This window comes from Vibrio sp. OPT46 (genome assembly GCF_015163535.1).
Taxonomy (GTDB): Bacteria; Pseudomonadota; Gammaproteobacteria; order Enterobacterales; family Vibrionaceae; genus Vibrio; species Vibrio alginolyticus.
Map to the genome: position 1 here is coordinate 1 of NZ_JADDYG010000358.1, position 2886 is coordinate 2886.

General features: G+C 39.0%; 3 protein-coding genes. 2 read left to right on the forward strand and 1 reads right to left on the reverse strand.

Going from position 1 to position 2886, the window contains the following annotated elements; all coding sequences use genetic code 11:
* The coding region (locus IQR33_RS16050; RefSeq protein ID WP_193843851.1) for a DUF3634 family protein at positions 1 to 213 on the forward strand (213 nt) is incomplete at its 5' end.
* Positions 214 to 327: 114 nt separating this feature from the next.
* Positions 328 to 651: a hypothetical protein gene (locus IQR33_RS16055; protein WP_017634287.1), complete on the forward strand. Its 324-nt coding sequence runs from the start codon at positions 328 to 330 to the stop codon at positions 649 to 651.
* A gap of 614 nt (positions 652 to 1265) precedes the next feature.
* Here the strand turns inward: IQR33_RS16055 and IQR33_RS16060 are convergent.
* A partial coding sequence (locus tag IQR33_RS16060; RefSeq protein WP_193843852.1) for an ATP-binding protein occupies positions 1266 to 2886 on the reverse strand: 1621 nt, incomplete at its 5' end.

Sequence of the window (2886 nt, forward strand, 5' to 3'; positions counted from 1 at the left end):
AACGTAAAAGGGCATCTACCTCCTTCTTTCAAACACAACTTACAGGATATTAGTGAGCATAACCCGTTTACTGGTGAAATGAAGGTGTATAGCCAACGGACAGGAATGCGCTTAAGCTTTTCCAAAAGCGTTCCCAAAAAAGTTCAACAGAGGATTCGTAACGTTTTTCCGCATCAGGGCTTCAAAGCAAACAAAGGCAAGAAGCGCGCTTAATTACATATCAGTTACTTCATCATGTTAAATGGGACGCAATGTGGCGTCCCATTTTCGTATCTACAGAAAAATTACTTATCATCGAACAATCAACAACATAAACGGACCAAAACGATGAGATACGTTGTAACTTTAATGATACTGATCTTTGCAAGTACTTCAGTTTTTGCTGACGATTCAGAAACGAACCTGTTGGCTAAAAAGATTAAGACTAAGCTTCAAAAGAAAGTAGACAATAAGTTTGATGACTATCAAGGTTATTGTGACGTCATGATAGAAATGGAGCACAAAAGTAAAAACGCAGTAATAAAAAGAGTAACGAGTAGTGGTGACCAAAAAGTGTGTAGGTACGTTAAGTCCAACTTGAAGAAAGGAAAACGCTATCGTTACAAATACCCCGAAAAGTACATTCGCCTCCATATAACCACAGGCTTATAAATGTTTCAGAACGCCTTGATTAAGAGCGAGTGAACTGAGTTCGTGTAGAGCGTTTAGCTGATTTTTGCTGTTGTACGAGACGAGCATGAAAGGCTTTTTGCTCAGCAGCGCGTTTGAGTTCGTTAAAGTAGTTATGACATTGAATGGCGAACTCAGTGAGTTGGCCGTCACCATCATAGATATATTGATTCTCAGGTGTTTAAGGAAGAACACACCAGTAAAGTAAGTCGAGGACTAAGCGCGCATCAATTTTCAATAAGAGATTTGATTTGCTTCGTAAGCATAACCACAAACCAAACTAGCGATTGCAAGTCCACAGGAACCTCGGTTAAAGCCTCAAAAGCAAACAATGTTGTTAATCTTAGGAGGACATTTTAAAGTAGCTAAAACCGGACATTATTGCTTTGAGACCCCACCCCTTGGTACGCATTATGTATATTATGTTAAATTGTATATTGCTGTACGCTAAATGTTGTCTGAGTATGCTCCTATTCCCTTGCAGATTTTAAATTTAAGGGCTTTAGCATTAAACATAATGGTTATTTACCATAAAATACTTAATATAGATCTTAATAATCTATCGATTGTTAAGATCTATATTAACGCCTTTTTACTTATTGAAATGACCGTATAGCTTCAAATATATCTTGTCTTCTAACAGGCTTGGAAATGAATCCGTCCATCCCGGCATCCAGGCATTTATCTCTATCGCTTTCTAGCGCATGTGCAGTTAACGCTATAATTGGAGTCTTGAGGCCTTTATCTCGAATAAGTCTTGTTGCGGTAATTCCATCCATCACTGGCATCGAGACATCCATGAGAATCAAATCGATTAAATCCTCATTCTCCTCTAAAAATGTTAATGCCTCTGCTCCATGGCTTGCGATATGAACATTATGGCCAAGCTTATTTAAGATAAGCTTTATTACGAACTGATTCGACTCGGTATCTTCTACGACGAGAAGTTCCATTGCTTTTGTCGGTTGATTGGTTTCGATTCTAACTGGACGATTTTGATTGCAACGAGTCAAAACTGGAATCGAAATCGTAAAGGTTGAACCAACATGCTCATCACTTTTAACGGCAATCTTGCCACGCATCATTTCAACTAAATGCTTGGTTATTGCGAGCCCCAGTCCTGTACCACCGAAGCGTCTCGTGATGGAACGGTCTCCTTGATGAAATGCCGTAAACAAGTGCTCTTGCTTTGCTTTAGATATACCAATTCCAGTGTCAGATATTGAGATCACAAGTTCAGCATCTTGCTCAGATACAGAAACTTTTACTTCACCTTCGTCTGTAAACTTTATTGCATTCCCTATTAGATTAAACAGAATTTGAGATAACCGCGTGGAGTCAATCCAAAATTGTTTGTCATTAGTGACAGTACAGTTGAGCTTGAATTTAAGATTTTTCTTCTTAGCGATTTGTTTTTGCTGAGAAATAACAAAAGTGACAGTGTCTCTTAAGTTAATCCATTGTTCATTGAGCTGAAAGCGACCTGACTCGATTTTAGAAAGATCAAGAATGTCACTGATTATCGCGAGAAGTAACTCTGCAGAGCACTCCATTTGGCTCAAAGCATCAATTTGTTCTTCTGACAAGGTTGATTGCTTCAGTATATCTAGCATTCCAAGAACGGAATTTAAAGGGGTTCTTATTTCATGACTCATCATCGCTAAGAACTCCGACTTAGACCGGTTCGCAAGCTCTGCTTCTTCTCTTGCTTTAGCGAGCTGAGTTGTTCTTACTTCAACGATACGTTGTAACTTCTCTTTGGTCTCGATATCAATGACCGCCCTTTCAATTAAGGGACGAAACCGCCTCAAGGTTTCCTTATTCTCTATGCTAAAGTGCCCTTTCTGAGCTCCAATAAGTAGGATTACGGTTTGCGTTACTTCTGAACGTATACCAGTTAAAACGACCGAGTTTACATGGCTTTTTATAAAGCTGTTTAAGTTAACAAACTCAGCGAGTTTATCTGGCTCGAACAGTAGAATGCATTCACCATTGAGAGCTCTTTGATAGGTGTTACCGTGTAACCAGGATACATTATCAAATACGCTATTAGTTGATATCAATGTCTTGAAGGGATATCGTTCACCATCACGAGTCAGTACAATAAAATCATCGAAGCTGATGTACTTTTTGAGGACATTGTTTAATCCCGTAAATATCTCATGCCGATTCTTTGCCTCACTCATCGCAGATATCGCGGAAAGAATGGCCTTGTTT

What these genes read in the sequence shown, in the direction of transcription:
- IQR33_RS16055 (WP_017634287.1), top strand. Translation starts at nt 328, where the DNA reads ATGAGATACGTTGTAACTTTAATGATACTGATCTTTGCAAGTACTTCA.